Below are 19307 nucleotides of genomic sequence, written 5' to 3' on the forward strand. Positions count from 1 at the left end.
TCGTATCTCGATACGCCACCTCCGGCTGGCCGGCCGTTCGCCATCTTCACGGCTTGCGGCGTGGCATGGCTTCGATGTGTCGCCGGCGTTACGAAGGTGTCATGCGAGCAAGAATCCCCACCGCGCTGTGCGCGGTCCTGCTGGCGACGTTCTCCGCCGTCCCCACCACCCACGCGGCCGCCGCCACCAACGGCTTCCGAGGTGTCAACTGGGCAGACCAGCGCGACAACTTCGTCGACGACACCCTCGTCCTGGGCGGGCTGAGCACCAGCGACAGCTATGCCACCACGCAGGCCAAGGCGAACGCCATCCTCACCGGTTTCGTGAACAACCTGGGCGCCAACACGGTGCGCATGCCGGTCAACTACGCGACGGTGGCCGGGTCGTACTGGGCGTCCTACACCGGCGCCATCGACATGGCCACGTCCAAGGGCCTGAAGGTGATCCTCAGTTACTGGGAGGGCGCCAGTTCCCGGAACGGACTGGTCGACAACACCACGCAGTACTGGTCGCTGTGGCAGACCATCGTCACCCGGTACTCGTCGAACGCGAACGTCTACTTCGAACCCTTCAACGAGCCGTACGGCTACAGCGACGCCGACTGGAAGAACCTCGCCGCCCAGTGGCTCGGGAACTACCCGGCCGTCCCGCGCGGACGGGTGATCATCAGCGGCGCCGGCTACAACCAGCGGCTCACCACGATCGCGACCGACACGCGCTTCGACGGCACGCTCATCTCCCGGCACATCTACCAGTTCTTCGACTCCGCCCGGCACACCGAGGACTCGTGGCGGGAATCCCTGCGGAGCAGCGTGGGCCCGTACGCCGGCCGGGTCCTGATCACCGAATTCGGTGCGACCATGACCGACGGGCGCAACTACAACGCGCCGTCGACGACCAACGACTTCGTGGCGTTCATCCGCGGGGTCGCGGCCGAGGCGCGGGCCGAGGGGCTGGGCACTGTCTACTGGCCGGGCGTGCGGATCGCCGACCCGTACCGGCTGCAGGAGATCAACGGCAGTGGCACCGCGCTGACCCTGACCACCACCAACAACTCCGGCCGGGACCAGCTGCGCTACTCCTGGGGCCTGGACGTCAGCGGGAACACGCTGCTCACCCACTACCGCGTGACGAACCGGAACAGCGGCAAGGTGATGGACCTGGTCGGCTCGTCGATCGCGGACAGCGCCGAGGCCAAGCAGTACACCTGGAACGGCGGCGCGAACCAGAAGTGGTCGTTCGAGGACCTCGGCAACGGGTACGTGCGGGTCGTCAACTCGTACAGCGGGAAATGCCTGAACGTGGCGTCGGCCTCGACCGCGGACGGGGCGAACGTCATCCAGTACACCTGCGGGAGCGGCACCAACGAGCAGTGGTCGTGGGTCGCGTCCGGCGGCTACTACACGCTGGTCGCACGGCACAGCGGGAAGTGCCTCGACGTGGTCGCGGCCGGCACCGCCGACGGCGCCGACATCAGCCAGTACGCCTGCAACGGCGGCACGAACCAGCAGTGGTCGAGGAGCGCGGCATGAAAGCCCTTCTCGCGCTGCTGCTGATGCTCACCTCCGTGACGATCACCAACGGGACCCAGTTCGGCGGCGTGCACGCGCACGGCGGCGGGGTGATCAAGGTCGGCTCGTACTACTACTGGTTCGGCGAGAACCGCAACGCCGACGACACGTTCCTCGCCGTCAGCGTCTACCGATCGACCGACCTGCAGAACTGGGAATTCCGCAACAACGTGCTGACCCGCTCGTCCGCGTCCGAGTTGGGGTCCGCCAAGATCGAGCGCCCCAAGGTCGTCTACAACGCGTCGACCGGCAAGTACGTCATGTGGATCCACAAGGAGAACGGGACCGATTACGCCGAGGCCCGGGCGGCGGTCGCGGTCTCCGACACGGTCGACGGCAACTACACGTACGCAGGGAGCTTCCGCCCCTTCGGCACGTACATGTCCCGCGACATCACCCTCTACCAGGAGGGCACGACGGCGTACATGATCTCGGCGGCCGACGAGAACCGGGACCTGATGATCTACCGCCTCACGCCGGACTACCGGAACGTCGAGTCGGTGGTGGGCAACTTCTGGAACGACGCGTCCCGGGAGGCGCCGGCGCTGTTCAAGCGCGGCAGCACGTACTTCATGCTCACCTCGGGCACCTCCGGGTGGAACCCCAACCAGTCGAAGTACGCGACCGCGCCCAGCATCTCCGGGCCGTGGACCGGCTGGACGAACGCGGGGGACGCGACGACGTTCCACTCGCAACCGGCGTACGTGCTGCAATTGGGCGGCAGTTTCCTCTACCTGGGTGACCGTTGGGCGGGGGCCTGGGGCGCGCCGGTCAACAACTCCGAGTACGTGTGGCTGCCGATCACGTTCCCGTCGAGCACCACGATGTCGCTGTCCTGGTCGCCGACGATCACCGTGGACGCGGCGACCGGCATGGTCAGCGGCAGCCCGGTCCCGTACTACCGGGTGACGAACCGCAGCTCGGCCAAGGTGATCGACGTGTGGAACGCGTCGACCGCCGACAACGCGGAGGTACGCACGTACGCGGCCAGCAGCGGCGCCAACCAGCAGTGGGACTTCCGGTCCACCGGCGGTGGCTACGTCAACGTCATCAACCGCAACAGCGGCAAGTGCCTGGACGTGACGTCGGGCTCCACGGCTGACGGCGCCGACATCATCCAGTACGCCTGCGGGAGCGGCGCCAACCAGCAGTGGAGCTGGGTGGCCGGCGGCGGTTACTACCAGCTGAAGGCGCGGCACTCCGGCAAGTGTCTGGCCCTGGCCGCCGACGCCGTGGACCTCCAGCAGACCACCTGCTCGTCGTCGGCCACCGGCCAGCAGTGGTCCCGGACCACCGTCTGAAGGCCAGGCCAGGCCGGCGCGTCGCTTCGTGATGGCACGAGCGTTGTCGATGTCGGCGTCGACTGACGACACCCGGTACTCGGGCCCGGCCCGGCGGCGACCTTGCCGCCGGGCCCGTAGGCTCGGCAGACGTGGATCTTGAAACGGCGGGACTGCTGCTGATCGGGGGCGTGGGCTCCGGGCTGACCGGGGCGATCGCCGGGCTCGCGTCGCTGGTCAGCTATCCGGTGCTGCTCGCGGCCGGGATCCCGCCGGTCGCCGCCAGCATGACCAACACCGTCGCGTTGCTCGCGGCGCCGATCGGAACCGTCGGCGGGGCGCGGCGCGAACTGCGTGGGCAGCGACGGCGGATCCTGCGGGCGAGCGTGATCTGCGCGGCCGGCGGGATCACCGGCGGAGTGCTGCTCAAGAGCACGCCGTCAGCCGCGTTCGAGGTGATCGTGCCGTTCCTGATCATCCTCGGGGCGCTGGCGCTGCTGTTCCGTGAGGGGCTGCGCGACTGGTACACCCGGCCGGGACGGCGGCCGCCGCTCGTCGTCGCGATCTTCCTGATCGGCATCTACGGCGGCTACTTCGGCGCGGCGGCCGGCGTGCTGCTGCTCGCGGCCATGGCGGTGGCCTCGGTCGAACCGTTCGCGGTGACCAACGCGGTCAAGACGGTCGTGCTGGGCGCCGCGAACCTGGCCGCCGCGATCCTCTACGCGCTGACCGGGCCGGTCCACTGGCTCGCCGCGGCCCTGCTCGGCGCCGGATGCCTGATCGGCAGCTGGATCGGCCCGGCGGTGGTGCGGCGCAGCCCGGAGCGCCCGCTGCGCATCGTGATCGCGGTCGCTGCCTTCGGCCTTGCGATCTACCTCTGGTGGCAGGCCTTCTGACACCGGTGGCTGCCAGGTCTTCTGCCGGCGGGCGCGTCTCTCGCGGGTGGCTCGGGGCTGGGTGTGGTGCCCGGCGCGGGGGCGCTCAGACCGGGTCGAGGCCGAAGACCTCGGCGAGGCCGGTGACCTCGATGGCCTGGCGGACCGGGGCGGAGGGCCGGGTCAGGACCATCGTGAGGCCCGCCGCGGCGGCGCTGTTGCGGACACCGACGAGCGCGCCCATCGCGTACGAGTCGATGAAGGTCACCTCGGCCAGGTCGAGCGACAGCTGACGGCAGGGGGAGCCGGCGACGGCTTTCTCCAGGTTGTCGCGTAACTCGTCGGCGACGTCCACGTCCAGTTCCGGGGCGAGCAGCGTCGCCTCCAGCGTGGTGCCGTCGGCGCTGGTCCGGTAGGAGACGATGGCATCAGTGGTCATGCCGGTTCACGCTACCCACCGGGCGCCACCTGTACGCACGATCGACACGCGGAGGAGGACCACGGGCCCGGTCGATCGGAGCGGGAGCGCCCGGGCCGGGTCGGAGGGGGAGCGCCCGGGCTGGTCGGGCGGGGAGCGCAGGCGCGGTCGGAGGAGGAGCGCCCGGGCCGGTCAGGCGGGGAGCGGAGGTGCGGTCGAGGCGCGCAGGCGCAGGGAAGGGCTGATGACCATGCGGTGGGCCGGCCGGTCCGGGTCGGCGAGGCGGTCGGCGACCAGGCGGACCGCGGCGCGCCCGATCGAGCGGCGCGGCGGCCGGACAGCGGTCAGCGCCGGGCTGAACAGGCCGGCCACCTCGTCGTCGTAGGCGACGACCGAGAGCTGCCCGGGCACCGCGATCCGGCGTTCCTCGCAGCGCTGGACCAGCGCGATCGCCTCCGCGTCGGCGTGCACGAGCAGCGCCGTGGTGCCAGTCGCGAGGCAGCGGTCGAGGACCGTGTCGAGGGCGGCCGTGCAGTCGGGGCTTTTCGCGTCCGGCACCTGCTCGTCGACGGTGGCGCTGACGTCGAGGCCCAAGTCGGTGACCGCTTCGAGCCAGCCGCGGTGCACGTGCGGCCGGGTGGGGCTGGGGGTGGCGAGCACGACGCCGACCCGGCGATGACCGAGATCGACCAGGTGACGTACTGCCATGGCCGCCCCCAGCGCGTGATCGGTGACCACCGATTCCAGCGCGACGTGGAACGGGCCGGTAGCCGCGGTGCGTTCCAGCAGCACGACGGGGAGCCCGGTGGCGGCCAGCCAGTCGATGGTCCGGGCGGCGGTCGGCACGTCCATCCGCGGCGCGACGATCAGCGCGTCGACGCCCTGGTCGACGAGGCGCAGCAGTTGCGGGCGATCATCCTCGGTCTCGTAGGAGGAGCCGCGCAGCACGATCCGCATCTCCAGCTCGCGCGCGGCTTCCTCGGCGCCACGGGCGACCGCCGGATAGTAGTAGTCCAGTGACGGGACCAGCATGCCGAGCGAGGTGGTCGCGGGCTCGTCGTCGGCGGCGACCGCCCCGGGCAGCGTCACCCCGCCGTGAACTCGCCTGACCAGCCCTTCCGCGGCGAGCTGGGCGATGTCCCGGCGGATCGTCACGGCTGCCGCCCCGAGCGTCTCGGTCAGGTCGGAGATCCGCAGGACGCCGTCGCGGCGCAGCTCCTCGAGCAGCCGGGCCCGCCGGGTCTCCGGCAGCGGCCCCCGCTTGTCCGATGTGCTCACGGTTGCTGCTCCTTCACGGTCAGGTCGAGGGTACCGATCGAGCCGAGCCCGCTGACGTCGATCTCCAGCCGGGTCAGCTGATCGCCCCACACGTCGCTGAGCAGGGGATCGTCGAGTTCCTGGATGGTGGTGGTGCACGGCATCGGCGGGCTCCAGCTCAACCGGAGCACGCCCGCGCCGTCCAGCGCGGTGATCACGGCGTGCCCGGCGGCGAGGCGGACGGCGCCGGCCACGATCAGGTGCAGGCGGGTCGGCGAGTGACCGGCCGGCGCCAGTTCCCACTGATCCCGCACGGTCACCTCCGCCCGGGCCCGGTCGAGGCGCGCGGTCCGCCGCCACCGGCGGATCTCGACCGAGGCCCGGCTGCCGGCCGCCGGGTAGGCGTTCGCCAGGTCCAGGGACATCTGCGCGTACGTCCGGCCGCTGCTCGTCACCACGCCGGCCGCGCCGTGCTCGGGGCCGGGCGCCTGCTCGCGTCCCCGGATCCACGGGACGTTGTGCCACGTGCTGCGCATCGGCCACAGCTCGTAGCGCCGGGGCCCGAACGTCTGCGCCGTGTACGTCGGCCGTCCCGGATCCACGAGCACCGGCACCCCGCCGAGCGCGACGACGAAACCGCCCACGTCGTTGTGGTTGTGGTTCTCCCCGTTGTGCCCGCCCTTGACCGCGAGGGTCAGCCCCGCGGGGCTCCCCGCCGCCATCCGCGCGACGAGCACCTGGGTCGACGGCAGCCACACGTCGAGCGGCAGCCACGACTCGGAGCCGGCGCCGGTCGCGGTGATCCAGCCGGGGTCGGTCAGCGCGCGCAGCAGCCGCCCGAGCCCGTCGCTCTCACGGGCCACCGGCGTGCCGGGTGTCCGGTGCGCGGCCGCGTACGCCATCGTCGCCTCGTCACCGGCCCGCCGCGCCTCCCGGTGCAGGGCGTGCCACGGCTGCTCGCCGCGGGGCCGGGCCGGGCAGTCGGCGAAGTTCACGTACCAGGGCCCGCCCAGGTGCATCCGGTGCGGGAACGCCACCGTCTCCCGCAGCACCCGGATCGGCTCGGCGTTCAGGACACCGCCGGACGCGTACGCCAGCACGTCGAGCGCTTCGAGCAGCCGTCCCGCCCCGTTCCACCAGTACGCGTAGCCCTCGTCGATCGCGCCGTCGGCGGGCAGCGCGGCGACGTACCGGTCGAGCCCGTCGATCACGAGCCGGATCAGCGACTCCCGGCGCTCGCCCTCGTCGACGAGTTGCAGCGCCGCGACCAGCACGTTCCCGTGGATCCACGGGTTCCAGTTGTGCACCCGGCCGTCGAGCCCGAGCCAGTGCCAGTCGCGCCGCCGCTCGAACGGGCCCAGCACGCGACGCTCCACCTCGTGCCGGATGCGCTGCCGCAGCCCCGGCGTCCGCTCGTCGAGCTGCGCGCCGAGCAGGTGATCGATCCAGGCCAGTTCCGCGGCGACCTCACCGGCGCCGAGATCCAGGTACGGATCGGTCACCGTCGGCACCACCGACCCGTGCCGCTCGTACGTGTCGTCGTGCGCCGGCCAGCACCAGCTGCTCTGCTCGCACCAGAGCGTGACCCCGTCCGCCACCTCGTCGAGCCACCGTTCGCCGAGGGTGACCGCCGCGAGCACCGCGGCCCGGGTGACCCGCTCGTGCCGGGCCCGGACGACCTGCTCGTACGCGTCGCGGTCGCCGTCCCGGAAGTAGCGCGCATATCCACTCGCGAGCGGCACCGGCCAGGGCGTGCCGAGGTCCGCGGCGGCGCGCGAGCGCAGCTCGTCCACGGGCGGCACGGCCCAGGCGGCGCGATCGGTCGCGGGCGGCACGGGCAGGCAGCGGCCGGGCGGCAGCAGCATTCCCGGCCCGACGTCCGGCCAGGCCCGCGACAGAGGCGATCGATGCTGATCGGATCTGATCACTTTGAGGATCCTAGATGGCCGCTCAGTGCGAGCGGAACACTCCGCAGAGACAAAAGTCCAGCTCGACCCCGTCGATCACTTCTGACTGCATCAGTCTGTTCAAGACATTGACATGCGCGATTGTGAGCGTTTAACGTCCTCGAAACCGAGCCGTCCGATTGAGTTCGGAGAGTGCCGAGTGCCTGAAGACGTGATCACCATCGATGGAGAGCGCGCCGACTGGGAGCGCGCCGACTGGCTGCGCTTCGCCGACCGCCTGCTCGCCGCCGCGGCCCGCCACGCCAGCCCCGGCCGCGCCCGGTTCGACCTGCCCGGCGCCGAGGGCGGCTACGGCCACGACGTGGACGGCCTGGAGGGTTTCGCCCGGACGTTCCTGACGGCCGGCTTCCGGATCGCCGGGGCGCGCGGCACGGGCGTCGACGAGCTGATCGAGCGGTACGCGACCGGCCTCGCCACCGGCACCGACCCGTCCTCGCCCGAGCGCTGGGTCCGGCTCACCGAGCACGGCCAGGCCAAGGTGGAGGCGGCGAGCATCGCGCTGATCCTGGACCTGACCCGCCCGTGGCTCTGGGACCGCCTGGACCCGCGCGTCCAGGAACGGATCGTGGACTATCTGTCGCCGGCGGTGGGCGACGACACGTACCCGCAGATCAATTGGGTCTGGTTCCGGCTGGTCACGCAGACGTTCCTGCGCTCGGTCGGCGGGCCCTGGTCGGCCCGCGAGATGGAGGCGGACCTCGCCACGCACGACTCGTTCCGGCGGGCCGACGGCTGGCTCTCCGACGGGCCGAAACGGGCGTTCGACCACTACACCGGGTGGGCGCTGCACCTCTACCCGATCCTCTGGGGCCGGATGCGCGGCGCCTCGCCGGACAAGCGCTGGGTGGACGACCTCGACCGTTACCTGCAGGACGCGGTCGCGCTGGTCGGCGGGGACGGCTCGCCGCTGCTGCAGGGGCGCAGCCTGATCTACCGGTTCGCGGCCGCCGCGCCGTTCTGGGCGGGAGTGCTCGCCGAGGTTCCGTCGGTGCCGCCCGGGCAGCTGCGGCACGCGGCCGACCGGATCGTGCGGCACTTCGCCGACCGCGGCGCGCCGGACGCGGACGGGCTGCTCAGCATGGGGTGGCACGGGCCGTGGCGGCGGCTGGCGCAGTCCTACTCCGGGCCCGGCTCGCCGTACTGGGCCAGCAAGGGACTGCTCGGCATCGCGCTGCCCGAGGACCATCCGGTGTGGACCGCGCCGAGCGTGCCGCTGCCCGTGGAGCGCGGCGATGTGCTGCGGGTGGTGCGCGCGCCGGGCTGGATCATCTCGGGGACCCGGGCCGACGGGATCGTCCGCGTGATCAACCACGGCACCGATCACGGTTTCGCGGACCAGGGCCGGGCGGACTCGCCGCTGTACGCACGGATCGGGTACTCGACGGCGACCTCGCCGGTGCTCGACGACTCCGGCTGGACCGACCCGGTCGACCAGTCGGTGGTGCTCGTCGACGCGGACGGGCGGACGACGCATCGCACGGGGATGCGCCTGATCGCCGTACGCGAGGAGGGTCTTGCCGGGTCTGCCGGTCCGGTCCATTGGGTGACCTCGTGGGACGACGGTCCCGATCATGGTGAGGGACGGGCCGCGACGCTTCGCGAGGCCGGCCACCTGACGGTCTTCTCGCTGGTCCGCGGGCCCTACGAGGTGCGCTTCGCCAGGGTCGACGCCGCCGCGGCCGAGGCGGTCCGCCTGCGGATCGGTGGCTGGGCCGGGCCGCTCTCGCACCTGTCCGCGATCCTGCCGCCCGGCGGCGTCCCCGGTTCCACCGTCCACGACGACCCCGGGCCGCTTCCCGGACCCGCCCGCGTGCCCTGGATCGACCATCCGGTCCGGGCCGGCGTCTGGACCGCCACGCTCGTCGCTCTCGGCGCCGGTCTGCCCCGGAGCCCGCACTGCGCCGTCGAGATCGGCGACGACGTGCGGGTGACCTGGCCGGACGGCGTGCTCACGCGCCACCACAACTTCTTGGAGGAGTAGGGATGAAACGCTCGACAGCCGCCGTCCTGGGCGCCGTCACGGCGCTCTCGCTCACGCTGACCGGCTGCGGTTCCGGCGACGACGAGGCTGGTGGCGCCGGTGACAAGACGCTCACGCTCGCCGGCTGGAGCCTGGCCACCACACCGGAGTTCAAGGTGCTCGCCGACGGGTTCCACGCCGCGAACCCGGATTACACGGTCGAGCTCAAGGAGTACGACCCGAAGAACTACGACACCCAGATGATCGCTGACCTGGCGGCCGGCAAGGCGCCGGACCTCTACGTGCAGAAGACGTTGAAGAACTTCTACACCTACCAGAACGGCAAGCAGCTGCTCGACGTGTCCGACGTCGCGTCCGGGCTCGGCTCGTCGGCCAACGGTCTGCCGTTCTACCAGGTCGAGGGCAAGACGTTCGCGATCCCGTACCGGCAGGACTCCTGGGTCGTCTACTACAACAAGGCGCTCTTCGACCAGGCCAAGGTGAAGTACCCGGACGGGTCGTGGACCTGGGACGACTACGCGGCCGCCGGCAAGCAGCTGACCACGGGGCTGAAGTCGGCCGGGTCGAAGGCGCTCGGCGTCTACGAGCACGTGTGGCAGTCGACGCTGCAGGGCTTCGCGTTGGCGCAGACCGCCGGAGCCGATCTGAGCAGCGGGAACTTCGGCTACCTCAAGCCGTACTACACGCGGGCGGTGGATCTGCAGAAGGCCGGCGCGCAGGTCGGGCTCGGCGACGCGACCACGAACAACCTGACGTACCAGGCGCAGTTCGGCAAGCAGCAGGCAGCCATGATGACCATGGGCACCTGGTACATCGCGACTCTGCTCAGCCAGCAGAAGAGCGGCGACGCGGACAAGTTCGCGTGGGGGATCGCGCCGGCGCCGCAGCTCGACAAGTCGACCACCGGCATGTCGGCCACCCCGGTCACCTTCGCCGACCCGACCGGCATGGGGATCAACCCGAAGATCGGTAAGGGCAAGGTCGACGCGGCGAAGAAGTTCCTGGCGTACGTCGGTGGGCCGGAAGCCGCGAAGGCCCTGGCCGGGATCGGCATCACGCCGGCCGACACCGACGCGGCGGCCGCCACGATCTTCTCGATCCCGGGCGTGCCGGCCGACGACGTCTCCAAGTTCGCGTTCACCAAGCACGACACCAGGCCGGAGAACCCGGTCGGCAAGTACACCGCGCCGCTGCAGAACATCCTCAACGACCTGCACACCGCGGTGCTCTCCGGCACGAAGGACATCGACACCGCGATCACCGAGGCGCAGGACCGGGCCAGGAACGAGGTCCTGAACAAGTGACCAGGGGCCGGAACACCGTGCTCGGCTGGAGTTTCCTGCTGCCGAACTTCGCCGGGTTCGCGGTGCTCACCATGGTCCCGGTGGTGCTGCTCTTCTACTACGCGTTCACCACCTGGGACATCTTCGGCGGCGCGGAGTGGTCCGGTCTCGACAACGCGCGCCAGATGATGCACGACGCCAGCTTCTGGACGGCGCTGCGGAACACGCTCTACTACACGGTGTTCCACATCCCGCTCACGCTGGTGGCGTCGCTCGGGCTGGCGGTGCTGTTGAACAAGCGGCTGCGGGCGGTGGCGTTCTTCCGCACCGTCGCGTTCTTCCCGTACATCGCGTCGATCGTGGCCGTGGCCCAGGTCTGGAACATGCTGTTCAGCCCGGGATACGGGCCGGTCAACGCGGTGCTGCGGGCGGTCGGCGTGGACAACCCGCCGGGCTGGACGACGTCAGCGGACTGGTCCATGCCGGCGGTGATCGTGGTCGGCACCTGGCGGGAGATGGGCTACTTCATGCTGATCTTCCTGGCCGGGCTGCAGACCGTGCCGGGCGAGCTCTACGAGGCGGCCCGGGTCGACGGCGCCAACGCCTGGCAGCGGCTGTGGGCGGTGACCCTGCCGTGCCTGCGCCCGACCACGTTCTTCGTCGTCGTGATGCTCACCATCAACAGCTTCAAGGTGCTCGACCTGATCCTCGTGATGACCAACGGCGGGCCCGGCCAGTCGACGCTCGTGCTCGCGCAGTACGTCTACCGCAAGGGCTTCGAGGAGAACCAGTTCGGTTACGCCTCGGCGGTCTCGGTCGTGCTGTTCCTGCTGTGTTTCCTGGTCACCGTCGTGCAGTTCGCGGTGAACCGCCGTCGGGAGGCTTGATGACCACGCTGGTGACCCCGGCCCCGGTACGGACCGAGACCCCGCCCACCCGCCCGCGGACCGGCAACCGGATCGGCCGTGTCCTCGGCTACCTCGCCATGGTCGTCGCCTCGGTGGCCGTGCTGCTGCCCTTCTACTGGATGGTCGTCTCCTCGCTGAAGACGAACAACGAGGTCTTCACCATCCCGGTGACCTGGCTGCCGTCGAAGCCGCAGTGGGAGCACTACGTCGACATCTGGACCCGGTCGGACCTGACCACCTGGCTCGGCAACACCGTGCTGCTCTCGGTGGTGGTGACGTTCCTGCAGGTCCTGACGGGCAGCTTCGCGGCGTACGGCTTCTCGAAGATCCGTTTCCCGGGCCGCGACGCACTGTTCCTGCTCTACATCGGCACCCTGGCCGTGCCGTGGCAGTCGTACATGATCCCGCAGTTCGTGCTGCTCTCGAAGTTTCACCTGTCGGACACGCTGTGGTCGATCATCGCGATCCAGGCGTTCGGCGCGATCGGCGTCTTCCTGATGAAGCAGTTCTACGAGTCGATCCCCGACGAACTGGTCGACGCCGCGCGGATCGACGGGATGAGCGAGTTCGGGATCTACCGCCGGATCATGCTGCCGCTCTCCACCCCGGCGCTGGCGAGCCTGGCCCTGCTCACCCTGGTGAACACGTGGAACGACTTCCTCGGGCCGCTGCTCTACCTGCGATCGAGCAATCTGTGGACGATCCAGCTGGGGCTGCGCACGTTCATCAGCCAGTACAGCGCCGAGTACGCGCTGATCATGACCGGCTCGGTGCTCTCCGTCCTGCCGATCGTGGTGATCTTCCTGCTCGGCCAGCGGTACTTCGTCGAGGGCGTCGCGACGACGGGACTGAAGGGATGAGACGCCACCTGGGCGCCGTCTTCGACCTGGCGTATCTCGCGCTGATGACCAACGTGCTGCTCACCGTGGCGCTGCTCCCAATGCTGGCGGCGCTGTTCAGCCCGGTGTTCCTGGTGTTCGCGCCGCTGGTCGCGCCGGGACTGTGCGCGGCGTTCGCGGTCTTCGCCGCCCATCCGGGCCCGGTGATCGGCACGTTCGTCAGCGCCTGGCGCTCGTGCTTCCGGCGGGCGGTCACGCTCGGCGCGATGGCGACGGGCGCGCTGATCGTGCTCGGCGTCGACGTGCGGGTCGCCTCGGGCCGGCCGGCGGGCGCGGTGCTGATCCCGGTGCTGGCCGTGCTGATCCTGCTCGTCGTGGTGGCGACCCTGCTGGGCCTGGTCGCGCTCGCCGCGCAGCCCGGCGCCCGGGTCCGCGACGTCGTGAGGATCGGGACCCTTTCCGGCGTACGGCGGTGGTACCTCACCCTGCCGTCGCTGGGCGTGCTCGTGCTGTTCGAGGCGTTGTTCGCGGCCCATCCGGTGCCGGCGCTCGCGCTCGCGGCCAGTCCGCTGCTCTACGTCGTCTGGGCCAACAGCAACTACACCCTCGCGCCCGCTTTTCACCCGACCGGAAGGAACCCATGACGGCGATCGACGTGACCGCCGCCGCGGTGACCGCGGCACTGTCCATCATCGACGCGAACCTCGCCGAGTTCGGGGACCGGTATCCCGCCGACACCACGGTCGGCGACCGCTATCCGCTCCGGCCCGCCAACACGGGCTGGACCACGAGTTTCTGGCCCGGCATGATCTGGCTGGCGCACGACCTGACCGGGGACGAGAAGTACCTGCGCGCGGCGCGCGGGCACGTGCGCAGCTTCGCGTCGCGCGTCGCGGACAAGGTCGACATCGACACCCACGACCTCGGCTTCCTCTACACGCTGTCGTGTGTGACGGCCTGTCGCCATACCGGGGACGAGGAGGCGAAGCAGGCCGCGCTGGCGGCGGCCGACCACCTGATCTCCCGCGTCCTGGAACCCGCGGGCATCATCCAGGCGTGGGGTGACCTGCGGGACCCCGCCCAGCAGGGCCGGACGATCATCGACAGCCTGATGAACACGCCGCTGCTGTTCTGGGCGTCGGAGCAGACCGGTCTCGCCCATTACGCGCAAGCCGCGCGACGGCACGCGGAACAGTTGCGGGACCACATCCTGCGGCCGGACGGAAGCACGTTCCACACCTTCTACTGGGACCCGGTGACGGGAGCGCCCCTGCGCGGGGAGACCGAGCAGGGGCATGCCGACGACTCGTGCTGGGCGCGCGGGCAGGCGTGGGGGATCTACGGGTTCTACCTCAATTACCAGCACACCGGGGACACGTCGTTCCTCGACGCGGCGAAGCGGTGCGCCGATCACTTCCCGGCGGACGGCGTGCCGTACTGGGACCTCTCGCTCACCGGTGTCGAACGGGACTCGTCGGCGGCCGCCATCGCGGTGTGCGGGCTGCTCTCGCTCGGGCGCGACGCGGAAGCGGGGCGGATCCTCGGTGCTCTGATCAGCGATTACGCCAGCCCCGGCAACGCGCTGCTGCGGCACGGCGTCTACGACCGGCCCAAGGGGATCGGGGTGGACGAGGGGACGCTGTGGGGCGACTACTTCTACCTCGAGGCGCTCACCCGGGTGACCCGGCCCGGCTGGGCGCACCCGTGGTGAGCCGCCGTTCAGCCCTGGTGGATCGCGGTCACCAGCACGTCGGTCTCGCCCGGCGCGGCGGGATCCCGGTGCTCACGTCGCGCCTCGGCGAAGCCGGCCTTCGCGGCCACCCGGGCGGAGGCCAGGTTCGCCGCGTCATAGCGGATGGCGACCCGCTCCACGCCCTCCAGGGTGAGCGCGACCCGCGTCAGCGTGCTCACGGCCGCGGTCATGTGCCCGTGGCCGGCCCACGGGGTCCGCATCCAGTAACCGATCTCCAGCGTCCCCGGGCCCAGCCGGGTCATCAGGCCGATCGAGCCGATCAGCTCACCGACCGCCGTGAAGATCGCATAGTTGAACTCGGTGCCCTGCGTCCAGCCCCGCACCGACATCTCGATGAAGGTGCGGCTGTCCGGCAGGCCGTAACCGTCATGGGCCCACGGCAGGAACGGGATGAGCTCGGGAAGGGACTCCCGCACCGCGTCGGCGGCCTCGCCGGCCCACTCCGGCTCCCAGCGTTTCAGCACCAGTTGCCCGGCGTTGATCATTTCCGGCACGTTCATGGCGGCCAGCCTGCTCGACCGGCAGGCCCCGGGGCAAGCACTTTCGCGAAGTCAGGCGGCTGAGCTGCGGAGCTGGCGGGCGGGTTTGCCGGCGTACATCTCCGCGTCGGCCCGGGCGATCAGCCCGGCACGGTCCAGGCCGCTGCCGGCGGTGGCCCGGGCCGCGCCGATCGTGACCCCCACCTCTACCGTGCCGCCGGGCAACGCGATCGGCAGGCGGACCGCGGACCGGATCCGCTCCTGCAACCCGGCGATCTCCGCGTCGCCGCCGCCACGGCACAGGACCAGGAACTCGTCGCCGCCCAGCCGGCCCACCTCACGACCCGGCCCGGCGACCGTCGTCAGGCGGTTCGCGACGGTCCGCAGCACCTCGTCGCCGGCGGCGTGACCGTGCCGGTCGTTCACCGGCTTGAAGCCGTCCAGGTCACAGAGCAGGACGATCACGTCGTCCGGGTCGGCCAGCGCCTGATCGATCCCGGACATGATCCGCCGCCGGTTGAACAGGTCGGTCAGCTCGTCGTGCGAGGCCTGCCGGGCGAGCACGCGCTCGGCCCGCTCCCGCTGCGCGGTCAGCTGCCGGAACCGGATCAGCACCAGCGGGATCACCAGCAACGTGGCGATCGGCAACTGAGAGCCGGTGGTCCCGCCGCCCAGCCCCTGCACGGTGGCGATCGCCGGGTTCACGCTGAGCGCGACCCCCAGCCAGACCAGCCGGAACCGGCCGGCCGGCCGCTCGACGACGGCCTGCGGCTCGACCACTGCCGGCGCACCCGGATGCACCGAAGCCGCGGCGATCGACAGGAACGCCACCAGCATCGACACGCCGGACCACGTGCCACTGTGCGGCACGCCCAGCGCCCCGGCGGTCAGCGCGCCGCCGGTCAGCACCACGGTGAGCAGCAGATACGCGATCGTGCCGCGGGCCGCTCCGACCGCCGCCACGGCCATCCGCAGCAGGCAACCGGTCACCGCGCTGAGCACCAGCACGTCGGTCAGCACCTGCGCCTGCCCGACCGGGGTGGAACTGGCCGGCAGGTGCGGATCGAACACCCACACCCACAGCGCGCCGCCGGTGCAGGCCCCGAACATCGCGGCGTCGACGATCCCACCCGCGTCCGCGCTCATCCGGCGCCGGACCGCCATCGCCGCGCCGGCCAGGAACAACCCGTGCGCCGTGGCCATCATCAGATCGGCCGGGGCGCCCTCGGCACGACCCAGATGACCATCGATGATCCAGTACGGCCACAGCAGGTGATCGGCGAGCAGCAGCGCCAGCCCGCCGATCGCGAGCAGCCACGGACGCCGGTGGGTGAGGTGCCCGGAGAGCAGCGCCTGACCGAACAGGCCGGTCGAGAGCACGACCACGAGCGTGTAGATCGTCACGCGGGTGTCCGCGCCGGCCAGGACGTACCCGCCGCCGCCGAGCAGTGCTGACACCAGGAACCCGGCGTGGACGATCCACGCCGGGGCGGTGGCTCGGGGCCAGCGCATGAGGTCTCCGCTCTTCTCGGGTCGGCGGGCTCTGATCGGCCGTTCTGCCGCTGACCTGAGGTTTCACGCCCGCTTCCCCAAACCCCAGCCCCGTTTGTCCGAATCGCCCGCCCGCCTCGCGCGAGACACCGCCCAGCCCGGGGTTGCGTGCGTGAGTCTCGCGCAAGCCGGGCGCCGGGTCGGGCGTGCGGGCGGGTCGGGGTCGCCGGCTGGTGCTCATGGGCGTTATGAGGCACGAATAACGCCCATGAGCACCAGCCGGGAGTTCGCGGCGCGCGGCGAGGGTGACCAACAGCGGCCTCGCGTATGCGCGGGGGTGCGCTCGCGCGCGACTTCGGCGCGTGCGGGGCTTGTGGGGTAAGCCTGACCCGCCACGGAGGTCGCCCTGGAGGGGTGAGCGTTCTGGGCGCGCCAGCGCCCTGCTCGGCCCGGAAGGGTCCCCGCGGGAGCGGCGGCAGGGACCACGGCGGACGTAGGACCGGAAGATCTTGAAGTTGATCTTCGGGTCTCAGCCGTTGGTGGTGGCCTTCTTCGGGCAGCCGTTGCTGGCCTGCCACTTCTTGACGGCGTCGACCGGGGACTTGTTCTTGCCGGCCTTCCACGCGTCCAGGTAGGGCCAGGGGTAGATCGTGCCGCGCTGGGTCCACCAGTCGCCGACCTTGGCGCACGGCGGGGAGATGCCGAAGTGCAGGTGGCAGGCGCTGGCATCGCCGGTGTCGCCGATCTTGCCGATGGTCTGACCGGCGGTGACGCGGGCGCCGACCTGGACCTTGGCGTCGATCTTCGACAGGTGCGAGCCGTAGTAGCGCACGCCGTCGTCGCCGAGCAGGGAGATCGACAGGCCGCCGCGGGTGTCGCCGGCGTTGACCGACGCCTTCCACCTGTCGACCCGGTTGACCACGAGGATCGTGCCGTCGGTGACCGCGCGGACGGTGTTTCCGCAGTTCGTGATGAGGTCGCTGGCCGGGTAGTCGTGGTGGGTGCGCGCGTAGGAGTTGTTGCCGACGACCGGGAAGACGTACTTCAGGGCCTTCTTCGGCGTGGCGGACGGCGACGGGGACGCGCTGCTCGGGGCGGCGGCGGCGGACGGCGGCGCGCTGCTGACCTCGAGCGTGGGGGCGGGCGCGTCGGAGGTGGTGACCGGCGCCGCCGAGGAGCCCTGGCTGACGAAGTACGGCTCGTCGCTCTTGGCGCCGCAGGCTGCCAGCGCCAGCGCGGACATCATGGCCGTCATGCCGGCCACGAACTTGCGCATCGTGCCGTCCCCCTCCTGCCGGTCGGATGCCGCGGCCGCGACGCCCGACCGCCCACTCTAGGGAAGGTCGGAGTTCGCGGCCAATTGGGCCGTGACGGTCAGGCGGGGCGGGACAGTTCCGTGATGATCCGGTCGATCTCCGCCAGGGCGTAGCCGGCCAGCCGCTTCTGGGCCGCGATCGCGTCCGGATCGGTTTCGTCCAGGTCGCCCAGGACCACGATGTTCTCGTCGTTGAGGGTGGCCGCCGGAGCGGTGTAGTTGAAACTGCCGACCACGGTGAGCTGCTCGTCGATCACCATCAACTTGTGGTGGATCTTGCGGACGCCGTTGCCGGGGGTGTTCTCGAACAACTGCGCCCCGGCCTTGCGCAGGAACTCGGTCGCGGCCCACTTCTGGGAGCCCTGCCCGCGGTCCAGGACGCCGCGCACCGGGATGCCACCCTTCAGCATCACGGCCATCGTGTCGTCGATGCCGGACGACTGCGCGAACGTGAACATCGCGAAGTCCACCCGCGAGGTCGCCTTCAGCATCTGCTTCATGATCTCCATCTCCGGGCCCTGCTCGGGCGCGAAGACGGGCTTGACGCGGATCCCGCCGAGGCGGAACTCGCGCGGTTTCGGCTCGTGCCGTTCGTGCAGGTCGCCGAAGGTTCCCGAGCGCAGCCGCTCGAACTCGGCGAGGTAGAGGTCGGCAGCGGACTTCCCGTGCAGCACGACGACGTGGTTGAGGTTGTTGCCCGGCTTGTCCAGCACGTCCGGCGGGTTGGTGCCGGTGTCGGTGTGCGTGAAATTGGCCGAGCCGGTGAGGACCGCCGCGGTCGGCCGCCCCGGGTCACGGACGATGAACTTCTGGTGGAAGATGTCCGGGTTCAGATCGGTGACCAGGTCGACCCCGGCCCGCAGCAGCGCGGAGTGGATCGCCCGGTTGCCCTCGTTCTCACCGCCCGTCAGCCACGGGTCGAGCAGCGGCTTGGCCTCCCGCAGGTAGTCGCCCTCCAGGATGATCTGCGTCCGGACCCGGCGGGCCTTCGCCGCCAGGACCGCGCCGGCGATCAGCCGGGAGTCCAGCTCCTGCACCGCGACCAGCAGGCGGGTGGTCGCGCCGTCGATGAACGTACGGATGACCGCGTCCAGATCGTCCGGGCCGCCGAGCACCGGCGGACCCGCGTAGAACTCGATTCCTCCCAGGTCGACACCCATCTGCCCAGTGTGTGCCCGGGATCCACCGCGGGGTGTCGGCTGGGCGACGACCAGCCGGAAGGACTACACCATCGGGTACGGACAGTGGAGTGACCACCGTTAATCTGAGCGGCGTGACGGTACGCGTGATGGTCGTCGACGACCACCCGATGTGGCGCGACGGGGTGGCCCGGGACCTCGGCGAGGCCGGATACCAGGTGACCGCGGCGGTCGGCGAGGGGCAGCAGGCGCTGCGGGTGGCCCCGGCGGCCCGGCCCGACGTGGTCGTGCTCGACCTGCAACTGCCCGACCTGCCCGGCGTGGCGGTCATCCGTGGCCTGCGCGACATCCTCCCCGAGGTGCGGATCCTGATGCTCTCGGCCAGCGGCGAGCAGCGCGACGTGCTCGACGCGGTGAAGGCCGGCGCCACCGGATACCTGATCAAGTCGGCCGGGCGGCAGGAGTTCCTGGACGCCGTGAGACGGACCTCCGAGGGCGAGCCGATCTTCACGTCCGGGCTGGCCGGGCTGGTGCTCGGCGAGTACCGGAAGCCGGGCGGGCCGCGCCTGACCGAGCGGGAGACCGAGGTGCTGCGGCTGGTGGCGAAGGGACTGTCGTACAAGCAGATCGCCGAACGGCTGGTCCTGTCCCACCGCACGGTGCAGAACCACGTGCAGAACACCCTCGGCAAACTGCAGATGCACAACCGGGCCGAGCTGGTCCGCTACGCGATCGAGCAGGGTTACTGACC

17 protein-coding genes are annotated in these 19307 nt (G+C 70.8%); 10 read left to right on the plus strand and 7 right to left on the minus strand.

Annotated features, from left to right (window positions below; translation table 11 throughout):
• Positions 1 to 101 precede the first annotated feature (101 nt).
• The 3 genes from Acy02nite_RS07850 (at position 102) to Acy02nite_RS07860 (ending at position 3747) form a co-directional block, all read left to right on the plus strand.
• On the plus strand, positions 102 to 1532 hold the full coding sequence (locus Acy02nite_RS07850; RefSeq protein WP_203739156.1) for an RICIN domain-containing protein: 1431 nt from the start codon (positions 102 to 104) through the stop codon (positions 1530 to 1532).
• Entirely contained in the window at positions 1529 to 2872 is a 1344-nt protein-coding gene (locus Acy02nite_RS07855; protein ID WP_203739157.1) for an RICIN domain-containing protein, read from the plus strand. Before Acy02nite_RS07850 ends, Acy02nite_RS07855 begins: the two co-directional genes overlap by 4 nt.
• 131 nt (positions 2873 to 3003) lie before the next feature.
• Positions 3004 to 3747, plus strand: a complete 744-nt coding sequence (locus Acy02nite_RS07860; protein WP_203739158.1) for a sulfite exporter TauE/SafE family protein — start codon at positions 3004 to 3006, stop codon at positions 3745 to 3747.
• Positions 3748 to 3832: 85 nt separating this feature from the next.
• Here Acy02nite_RS07860 and Acy02nite_RS07865 read toward each other — a convergent pair whose 3' ends face one another.
• From Acy02nite_RS07865 to Acy02nite_RS07875, 3 genes are all read right to left on the minus strand, one after another.
• Positions 3833 to 4165 carry an STAS domain-containing protein gene (locus tag Acy02nite_RS07865; protein ID WP_203739159.1) on the minus strand — a complete coding sequence of 111 codons (333 nt, stop codon included), beginning with the start codon at positions 4163 to 4165 and terminating at the stop codon, positions 3833 to 3835.
• Positions 4166 to 4336: 171 nt separating this feature from the next.
• Positions 4337 to 5422, minus strand: coding sequence for a substrate-binding domain-containing protein (locus tag Acy02nite_RS07870; protein ID WP_239174424.1), 1086 nt, complete (start codon positions 5420 to 5422; stop codon positions 4337 to 4339).
• Complete coding sequence (locus Acy02nite_RS07875; protein ID WP_203739160.1) at positions 5419 to 7329, minus strand: heparinase II/III domain-containing protein; 1911 nt, start codon at positions 7327 to 7329, stop codon at positions 5419 to 5421. The genes Acy02nite_RS07870 and Acy02nite_RS07875 overlap by 4 nt, the downstream gene beginning before the upstream one ends.
• Positions 7330 to 7507: 178 nt before the next feature.
• Between Acy02nite_RS07875 and Acy02nite_RS07880 the strand changes: the two genes are divergently transcribed.
• The 6 genes from Acy02nite_RS07880 to Acy02nite_RS07905 are packed head-to-tail and all read left to right on the plus strand — an operon-like array spanning position 7508 to position 14090.
• A complete protein-coding gene (locus Acy02nite_RS07880) occupies positions 7508 to 9349 on the plus strand; it encodes a DUF2264 domain-containing protein (protein ID WP_239174427.1) in 1842 nt (613 codons plus the stop codon).
• Positions 9350 to 9351: 2 nt separating this feature from the next.
• On the plus strand, positions 9352 to 10653 hold the full coding sequence (locus Acy02nite_RS07885; protein ID WP_203739162.1) for an ABC transporter substrate-binding protein: 1302 nt from the start codon (positions 9352 to 9354) through the stop codon (positions 10651 to 10653).
• A complete protein-coding gene (locus tag Acy02nite_RS07890; protein WP_239174430.1) occupies positions 10650 to 11519 on the plus strand; it encodes a carbohydrate ABC transporter permease in 870 nt (289 codons plus the stop codon). The genes Acy02nite_RS07885 and Acy02nite_RS07890 overlap by 4 nt, the downstream gene beginning before the upstream one ends.
• A complete protein-coding gene (locus Acy02nite_RS07895; protein ID WP_203739163.1) occupies positions 11519 to 12400 on the plus strand; it encodes a carbohydrate ABC transporter permease in 882 nt (293 codons plus the stop codon). Before Acy02nite_RS07890 ends, Acy02nite_RS07895 begins: the two co-directional genes overlap by 1 nt.
• Positions 12397 to 13023 (plus strand): hypothetical protein, encoded by a 627-nt coding sequence (locus Acy02nite_RS07900; RefSeq protein ID WP_203739164.1) that lies wholly within the window; start codon positions 12397 to 12399, stop codon positions 13021 to 13023. Before Acy02nite_RS07895 ends, Acy02nite_RS07900 begins: the two co-directional genes overlap by 4 nt.
• Positions 13020 to 14090, plus strand: a complete 1071-nt coding sequence (locus tag Acy02nite_RS07905) for a glycoside hydrolase family 88 protein (RefSeq protein ID WP_203739165.1) — start codon at positions 13020 to 13022, stop codon at positions 14088 to 14090. Before Acy02nite_RS07900 ends, Acy02nite_RS07905 begins: the two co-directional genes overlap by 4 nt.
• A gap of 8 nt (positions 14091 to 14098) precedes the next feature.
• On the opposite strand, the gene Acy02nite_RS07910 is transcribed toward Acy02nite_RS07905, so the two are convergent.
• From Acy02nite_RS07910 to Acy02nite_RS07925, 4 genes are all read right to left on the minus strand, one after another.
• Positions 14099 to 14632, minus strand: coding sequence for a GNAT family N-acetyltransferase (locus tag Acy02nite_RS07910; protein ID WP_203739166.1), 534 nt, complete (start codon positions 14630 to 14632; stop codon positions 14099 to 14101).
• A 51-nt stretch (positions 14633 to 14683) separates the two neighbouring features.
• On the minus strand, positions 14684 to 16123 hold the full coding sequence (locus Acy02nite_RS07915; protein ID WP_203739167.1) for a GGDEF domain-containing protein: 1440 nt from the start codon (positions 16121 to 16123) through the stop codon (positions 14684 to 14686).
• A 508-nt stretch (positions 16124 to 16631) separates the two neighbouring features.
• On the minus strand, positions 16632 to 17378 hold the full coding sequence (locus tag Acy02nite_RS07920) for a M23 family metallopeptidase (RefSeq protein ID WP_203739168.1): 747 nt from the start codon (positions 17376 to 17378) through the stop codon (positions 16632 to 16634).
• A gap of 98 nt (positions 17379 to 17476) precedes the next feature.
• Positions 17477 to 18577 carry a phospholipase D-like domain-containing protein gene (locus tag Acy02nite_RS07925; protein WP_203739169.1) on the minus strand — a complete coding sequence of 367 codons (1101 nt, stop codon included), beginning with the start codon at positions 18575 to 18577 and terminating at the stop codon, positions 17477 to 17479.
• A 128-nt stretch (positions 18578 to 18705) separates the two neighbouring features.
• Here Acy02nite_RS07925 and Acy02nite_RS07930 point away from each other — a divergent pair, with 128 nt between their 5' ends.
• Positions 18706 to 19305 (plus strand): response regulator, encoded by a 600-nt coding sequence (locus Acy02nite_RS07930; protein WP_203739285.1) that lies wholly within the window; start codon positions 18706 to 18708, stop codon positions 19303 to 19305.
• Positions 19306 to 19307: the final 2 nt, after the last annotated feature.

Origin of the sequence: Actinoplanes cyaneus (assembly GCF_016862095.1) — a bacterium.
Lineage (GTDB): Bacteria > Actinomycetota > Actinomycetes > Mycobacteriales > Micromonosporaceae > Actinoplanes > Actinoplanes cyaneus.

Excerpts from the sequence above, each read along its gene's own strand:
- Acy02nite_RS07850 (WP_203739156.1), top strand. The coding sequence starts at position 102 with ATGCGAGCAAGAATCCCCACCGCGCTGTGCGCGGTCCTGCTGGCGACG.
- Acy02nite_RS07855 (WP_203739157.1), top strand. The coding sequence starts at position 1,529 with ATGAAAGCCCTTCTCGCGCTGCTGCTGATGCTCACCTCCGTGACGATC.
- Acy02nite_RS07865 (WP_203739159.1), bottom strand. The coding sequence starts at position 4,165 with ATGACCACTGATGCCATCGTCTCCTACCGGACCAGCGCCGACGGCACC.
- Acy02nite_RS07885 (WP_203739162.1), top strand. The coding sequence starts at position 9,352 with ATGAAACGCTCGACAGCCGCCGTCCTGGGCGCCGTCACGGCGCTCTCG.
- Acy02nite_RS07895 (WP_203739163.1), top strand. The coding sequence starts at position 11,519 with ATGACCACGCTGGTGACCCCGGCCCCGGTACGGACCGAGACCCCGCCC.
- Acy02nite_RS07900 (WP_203739164.1), top strand. The coding sequence starts at position 12,397 with ATGAGACGCCACCTGGGCGCCGTCTTCGACCTGGCGTATCTCGCGCTG.
- Acy02nite_RS07905 (WP_203739165.1), top strand. The coding sequence starts at position 13,020 with ATGACGGCGATCGACGTGACCGCCGCCGCGGTGACCGCGGCACTGTCC.
- Acy02nite_RS07910 (WP_203739166.1), bottom strand. The coding sequence starts at position 14,632 with ATGAACGTGCCGGAAATGATCAACGCCGGGCAACTGGTGCTGAAACGC.
- Acy02nite_RS07915 (WP_203739167.1), bottom strand. The coding sequence starts at position 16,123 with ATGCGCTGGCCCCGAGCCACCGCCCCGGCGTGGATCGTCCACGCCGGG.
- Acy02nite_RS07920 (WP_203739168.1), bottom strand. The coding sequence starts at position 17,378 with ATGCGCAAGTTCGTGGCCGGCATGACGGCCATGATGTCCGCGCTGGCG.
- Acy02nite_RS07925 (WP_203739169.1), bottom strand. The coding sequence starts at position 18,577 with ATGGGTGTCGACCTGGGAGGAATCGAGTTCTACGCGGGTCCGCCGGTG.
- Acy02nite_RS07930 (WP_203739285.1), top strand. The coding sequence starts at position 18,706 with ATGGTCGTCGACGACCACCCGATGTGGCGCGACGGGGTGGCCCGGGAC.